The sequence below is a fragment of the Salinicola sp. genome (assembly GCF_982684285.1).
In genome coordinates, this window is sequence record NZ_CEXLVS010000046.1 from 1 (window position 1) to 6,165 (window position 6,165).

Here is a 6,165-nt window from a genome sequence, read left to right on the forward strand (position 1 = left end):
AGCTCCCCCAACCGGACATGGCGGATGTCAAAGGCCAGCACCAGGCGCGCCGGGCGCTGGAGGTCGCGGCGGCGGGTGGCCACAATCTGCTGCTGGCGGGGCCGCCAGGCACCGGCAAGACCATGCTGGCCAGTCGGCTGGCGGGCATTCTGCCGCCACTGACACAAGATGAATCGCTCGAGGTGGCGGCGGTGAGGTCGGTCTGCGGACTGCCGATCATGGAACGCTGGGGACACCGGCCGTTTCGCAATCCTCACCACACCTCGAGCAGCGTGGCGTTGGTGGGCGGCGGCTCGCGACCGCGGCCCGGCGAGATCTCGCTCGCGCACCAGGGCGTGCTGTTTCTGGACGAACTGCCGGAGTTCGACCGCCACGTGCTGGAAGTGCTGCGCGAGCCGATGGAATCGGCGCAGATCCTGATCTCCCGGGCAAATCACCAGCGCCGCTTCCCGGCCCGCTTCCAACTGGTCGCCGCCATGAATCCCTGCCCCTGCGGCCATCTCGGCGATCCGCGCCAGCGCTGCCACTGCAGCCCCGCGCAGATCCAGCGCTACCAGTCGCGATTGTCCGGGCCGCTGCTGGACCGGATCGACCTGCAGGTCGAAGTGCCGGCGCTGCCGGCCACGCAGCTCACCGACCGGACGCCGGGGGAAGCATCGGCCAGCGTGAGGGAGCGGGTTCTCGCCGCCCGCCGGCGCCAGCAGGCGCGGGGGCATCTCAACGCCCATCTTCCTGGCTCCGAGCTGGAAGCCGCCTGCGCCTTGTCCTCGGATGAGCGGCAGTGGTTCGCCAGCGTGCTGGATCGGCTCAATCTTTCGGCGCGAGCCTATCACCGCGTGCTACGGGTGGCGTTGACCCTGGCCGATCTCAGCGGCGAGACGCGGGTCGGCAAGGCGCAGCTGATGGAGGCGATCGGCTATCGCCAACTGGACCGCATGCTGAAGGCCAACGACCCCATGCGGGCCTGAATCCGAGAGGCGTCAGGCAAGCACGACTCATCCCCCGTCCCGCAGGGCCGATGCCAACGTCTCGAGCCTGCCCGGCACCAGCGCATCCTCGAGCGCGCTGATCCGCAGCACATGGCCCAGCGCCGGGTGCGCCGGGCGGTGGATCAGGGTGCCTTCCGCCAGCAGTTGCCGATGGATCGCCGTGGCCCGCTCGGCGTCGTCCAGCCGCAGTGCCACGAAATTGGTCGTGCTGGGCAGCACGTCGGCGCCGCGTTCTCGCAGCCACTCGCTCAGCGCCTCGCGTCGGCGTACCACCGCGGTCACATGCTCGCGGGTCTCGTCGGGGTGCGCGAGAACGGTTTCCGCGGCCGCCAGCGCCAGTGACGAGACAGCGTAGTGAATCCTCACTTTCAGCAGCATGGCATGGGTGTCCGGCGTGGCGATGGCGTAGCCCACGCGCAGGCCGGCGAGGCCATGGGCCTTCGAGAAGGTGCGTAGACGAATCACCCCGGGCCAGATCGCGTTGGCGGCCGGCGACCCCGCGTCGTCGCGGAAGTCATGGTAGGCCTCGTCGAGGACCAGGGTGCACTCCTCGGGGAGTCCGTTGCGCAGCGCCAGTACGTCGGCGTCGCTGTGGAGATGGCCGCTGGGGTTGTCGGGATTGGCGAGATAGACGACGCGGGCATTCTCGCGACTGGCCCTGGCCGCCAGGGCGTCGAGATCCGGCGCCAGCAGGTCGGCGCGACTGGCGTACGCGACTTCCACCTGGCGGCAGCCCTGGGCGTGCACGAAGTAGCTCCAGGTCGGGTAGGTGCCGGCACTGGTGATGACAGTGTCGCCCGGCTCGCAAAGGGCGCGCAGCGCCAGCGCCATCAGGCTGTCCGCGCCCGCATCCACCAGCAGCGCTTCCATCGGCAAGCCCAGGCTCTCGGCCAGCCGCCGGCGAACCTGCCACGCCTCGGCGTCGCCATAGGTGCGGGCGAGGTCGGCGACGTCCTTCCCGAATCGGGCCGCCAGTGCCCGGTGCGGCATGTCGAGCCCTTCGTTGGAGCCGATACGGTGAGGCAGGGCATGCCCGAGCCGGCGCTCCAGCGCCTGCAACCCGGGGAACGGATTGTGGGGACCATCTTGATTGCCGAGGTGGCGAGCAAAGCGTGACATGAATCTCTCTCTCGGACGTGGAAATCAGGGGGACTCGGTGGTCCTGGGCAGGGCATCGGGGTCGATCGCGCCACTGGCGTGCCACTGCCAGTGCTCACCGTCGGGCTGGGAGAGGTCGAACTGCAGCAGATAGGGCTGCAAGGTCCGGTCGCTCAAACGCAGCGGCGGCGAGTCGGCCGTCAGCCTGGCCTGGAGCAGCCACTGTCCGTCGGCTTGCGCCGACATCGAGGTCGGCGCCCAGTCCAGGACATGAGGCGCGTTCTCGTTGCTCAGCAGCGCCCGACCCAACGCCTCGTTCAGCGCGGCCGGCGTGATCGGAAGCGCCTCGGCGACTTCCGCGGGGCGCAGCAGAATCGTGACTGCCGGGGTGTTCTGCACGGGCCAGGGCGGGGAGGCCAGCAATCCCCGGGCGGCATTGGCGGCCAGGCCCTTCAATGCCTCGCGGGCATCCGGCGGCGACTGGCTGATGCCGGCGCATCCGCCCAGCGTGAGCAACGCGAGCCCGATGATCAGCGACTTCATGAGGCGGGCAGCGGGTCGGGAGGGTGCGTCGCGGCGAAGCGCGTCAGGAAGTCGTCGAGCGCCTCGAACAGCACCTGACGAATCGGTTCCGCCTCGTTGACCAGATGGTGACGGGCATCGGGATGGCGCACGATCTGGGCGCGGGGAAACTTCCGGCGGAGCGCCTTGAGATTCCAGCTCCAGTCGACGGTCAGGTCCTGCTCTCCCTGCAGGATCAGCACCGGCAGCTCGCTGGGTGGCCGCTTGAGCAGGGTCGGCATCCAACGGCGCATGGCCGTGACCCAGGTCAAGGCCAGATGGTCGTCCTGGAGGGGGTCGTGCAGACGCAGGAAGTCGGCGAAATCGAGATTGGTGGTGTTGGCGCGATACTTTCGGGGGATGGTATCCACGAAAGGGCTGGCGATACGGGGTAGCCAGCGGGACTGGTTCCAGCCCCAGGGGCGAACCAGGGGGGCCAGCATCACCAGCCCCTGCCACGGCGCCTGGTCGCCGCGAGCCAGGGCGTCGGTGGCCACGATCGACGCGCCGGTGCTCTGGCCGATTGCCAGCCACGGCCCCGGCGCCAGATGTCGTTGCGCTATCTGACGCTCGACGTCATTGAAGCATTTCACGTAGTCGGTGAAGTCGTCGATGGTGGCGCGGGCGCCGCTGGAGAGTCCGTGGCCGGGCAGGTCCCACATCACCACCTGCCAGCCAAGCGCCAGCAGGCGTTCGAGCAGGTGGCCGTAGAGGCCGAGATGATCGAAGTAGCCGTGGACCACGAAGATCGTGCCCCGGGGCGAGGGGGGAGCCCAGACCTGCACCCAGAGCTCGAAGGTTCTTCCCTGCTCTCCTTCGGCCTGGAGATAACCGGCATGGAGCTCCAGATTCCCGTTGCTGTCCAGCAGCGGCGACAGCCGGTAATGGTCGAGATAGTCGGCCAATGGTGAATCGGAAAGCGTCTTGATGTGATGAAGCGGGCCAACAGCCTTCAATGGCGAAAAGTCGAGCATGTACGTATCTCCTGATCCGCCTATGCTACTCGTCGTGCGCTACCGAAACCATGACGCGGTGCAGGAGGCGGGCGATCGATAGCTCGGGATGCGGAGGGTGACGAAGGTCGAAGGAGACAACATCCGGGAGGCCGATTATGATGTCGCATAATCTATGGAAATATTTTCCACAAATGGTCATTTCCCACAAGTGGTCTGGTGGGTGCGGTGGCGGCGTGAATGAAGCGGCGGCCGTGACCTGAGTGACTACCGATCTGGAGACGAACATGATATCCGACACGACGAAACGTACCACTCATCACCGATTGCGGGTAGCGACAGCGCTCGATCGCTTCATTGTCGACGAGGTCCTGCCGGGCACCGATATCGAGGCCGACGCCTTCTGGGCCGGCTTCGACGCGCTGGTCCACGACCTGGCGCCCCGCAATCGGGCGCTGCTGGCCGAACGCGATCGCCTGCAGGCCGAGCTCGATCAGTGGCATCGCGACAATCCCGGCGGGATCGAGGATATGGCGGCCTATCGCGCCTTCCTCGAGAAGATCGGCTATCTGGTCGATGCCCCCGCGAAGGTCCAGGCCACCACCACCAACGTGGATGACGAGATCGCGCGGCAGGCCGGGCCGCAGCTGGTGGTACCGGTCAACAACGCCCGCTACGCGCTCAATGCCGCCAACGCTCGCTGGGGCAGCCTCTACGATGCGCTCTACGGCACCGACGTGATCAGCGAGGCGGATGGCGCCGAGAAGGGCAACGCCTACAACCCCAAGCGCGGCGAGAAGGTGATCGCCTACGCCCGCAACGTGCTCGACATGGCCGTGCCGCTGGCGACCGGTTCGCACCGGGAGGCGGTCGGCTATGCCATTCGCGATGGCCGGCTGTCGGCCACGCTGGAGGGCGGGCGCGATACCGGCCTGAAGAATCCGGGCCAGTTCGTCGGCTTCCAGGGCGAGGCGTCATCGCCCGAGGCGATCCTGCTCTCCAACCACGGCCTGCATCTCGAGATCCAGATCGACGCCGACCACCCGATCGGCAAGACCGATCCGGCGCACGTCAAGGATCTGCTGGTCGAAGCGGCGGTGACCACGATCATGGATTGCGAGGATTCGGTGGCGGCGGTCGATGCCGAGGACAAGACGCTGGTCTATCGCAACTGGCTCGGCCTGATGAAAGGCGATCTCGAGGAGCGCTTCGACAAGGGCGGCAAGACCGTCACCCGGCGACTCAATCCGGATCGCGACTACACCTTGCCGGACGGTGGCTCCCTGACCCTGCCGGGCCGCTCGCTGATGTTCGTGCGCAACGTGGGCCATCTGATGACCACGCCGGCCATCCTCGACGACGAGGGCAACGAGATCCCCGAGGGCATCCTGGATGCGGTGATGACCTCGCTGATCGGTCTGCACGACCTGAAACGGGAGCGTGGCAACTCGCGTGCCGGATCGCTCTACATCGTCAAGCCCAAGATGCACGGGCCGCAGGAAGTGGCGTTCGCCGACGAGCTGTTCGGTCGCGTCGAACAACTGCTCGGGCTGCCGGCGACCACGCTGAAGATGGGCATCATGGACGAGGAGCGCCGGACCTCGGTCAATCTCAAGGCCTGCATCGACGCGGCAGCCTCGCGCGTCGCCTTCATCAATACCGGTTTCCTGGACCGCACCGGCGACGAGATGCACACCGCCATGAACGCGGGGCCGATGCTGCGCAAGGGCGACATGAAGGGCAGCAAGTGGATCGGCGCCTATGAGCGCAGCAACGTCCAGATCGGGCTGGCCTGCGGACTGCGGGGCCGGGCCCAGATCGGCAAGGGCATGTGGGCGATGCCGGACCTGATGGCGGCGATGCTGGAGCAGAAAGTGGGCCATCCCAAGGCGGGTGCCAATACCGCCTGGGTGCCGTCGCCGACCGCGGCGGTGCTGCATGCGCTTCACTATCACCAGATCGACGTGGGAGCGATTCAGCGCGAACTGGAAGATCAGGGGGAGGTGGATCTGCTCGACGATCTGCTGACCGTGCCGGTCGACCCCAAGGCGGCCTGGGGCGCCGACGAGATCCAGCAGGAACTCGACAACAACTGCCAGGGCATCCTCGGCTACGTGGTGCGCTGGGTCGAACACGGCGTGGGCTGCTCCAAGGTGCCGGACATCCACGATGTCGGCCTGATGGAGGACCGCGCGACGCTGCGCATCTCCAGCCAGCACATCGCCAACTGGCTGCACCACGGCATCGTCGACGAGGCGCAGGTGCGCGAGACATTGGAGCGCATGGCCAAGGTGGTGGACGGGCAGAATGCCGACGATCCCGGCTATACGCCGATGACCTCGCATCTGGAAGATTCCAGCGCCTTCCAGGCCGCCTCGGACCTGATCTTCAAGGGCCGCGAGCAGCCCTCCGGCTACACCGAACCGCTGCTGCACCACTGGCGCGCCGTGGACAAGGCTGGCCGGGCTACGCCCGGAGCTTGAAGTCATAAGCTGGAAGTTGGAAGAAAAGTCAAAAGCGAAAACCGGTTGTTGGATTTTGCGGTGATGGTTTGATCTTGGCTT

Annotated in this window: 5 protein-coding genes; 2 read left to right on the forward strand and 3 right to left on the reverse strand. The window is 66.8% G+C overall.

Annotation, left to right across the window (positions count from 1 at the left end; all coding sequences use genetic code 11):
• A partial coding sequence (locus tag AC3AYF_RS06080) for a YifB family Mg chelatase-like AAA ATPase (protein WP_295037711.1) occupies positions 1 to 968 on the forward strand: 968 nt, incomplete at its 5' end.
• A 27-nt stretch (positions 969 to 995) separates the two neighbouring features.
• Here the strand turns inward: AC3AYF_RS06080 and AC3AYF_RS06085 are convergent.
• From AC3AYF_RS06085 to AC3AYF_RS06095, 3 genes are read right to left on the reverse strand one after another with little or no spacing between them, the layout of a single operon-like run.
• Positions 996 to 2,108: an aminotransferase class I/II-fold pyridoxal phosphate-dependent enzyme gene (locus AC3AYF_RS06085; RefSeq protein ID WP_295037709.1), complete on the reverse strand. Its 1,113-nt coding sequence runs from the start codon at positions 2,106 to 2,108 to the stop codon at positions 996 to 998.
• 24 nt (positions 2,109 to 2,132) lie between these two features.
• Positions 2,133 to 2,630 carry a hypothetical protein gene (locus tag AC3AYF_RS06090; protein WP_295037708.1) on the reverse strand — a complete coding sequence of 166 codons (498 nt, stop codon included), beginning with the start codon at positions 2,628 to 2,630 and terminating at the stop codon, positions 2,133 to 2,135.
• Entirely contained in the window at positions 2,627 to 3,622 is a 996-nt protein-coding gene (locus tag AC3AYF_RS06095) for an alpha/beta hydrolase (protein WP_487779515.1), read from the reverse strand. Before AC3AYF_RS06095 ends, AC3AYF_RS06090 begins: the two co-directional genes overlap by 4 nt.
• 266 nt (positions 3,623 to 3,888) lie before the next feature.
• On the opposite strand from AC3AYF_RS06095, the gene AC3AYF_RS06100 reads away from it, so the two are divergent.
• Positions 3,889 to 6,084: a malate synthase G gene (locus tag AC3AYF_RS06100; protein WP_295037705.1), complete on the forward strand. Its 2,196-nt coding sequence runs from the start codon at positions 3,889 to 3,891 to the stop codon at positions 6,082 to 6,084.
• Positions 6,085 to 6,165: the final 81 nt, after the last annotated feature.

Excerpts from the sequence above, each read along its gene's own strand:
- AC3AYF_RS06085 (WP_295037709.1), bottom strand. The coding sequence starts at position 2,108 with ATGTCACGCTTTGCTCGCCACCTCGGCAATCAAGATGGTCCCCACAAT.
- AC3AYF_RS06090 (WP_295037708.1), bottom strand. The coding sequence starts at position 2,630 with ATGAAGTCGCTGATCATCGGGCTCGCGTTGCTCACGCTGGGCGGATGC.
- AC3AYF_RS06095 (WP_487779515.1), bottom strand. The coding sequence starts at position 3,622 with ATGCTCGACTTTTCGCCATTGAAGGCTGTTGGCCCGCTTCATCACATC.
- AC3AYF_RS06100 (WP_295037705.1), top strand. The coding sequence starts at position 3,889 with ATGATATCCGACACGACGAAACGTACCACTCATCACCGATTGCGGGTA.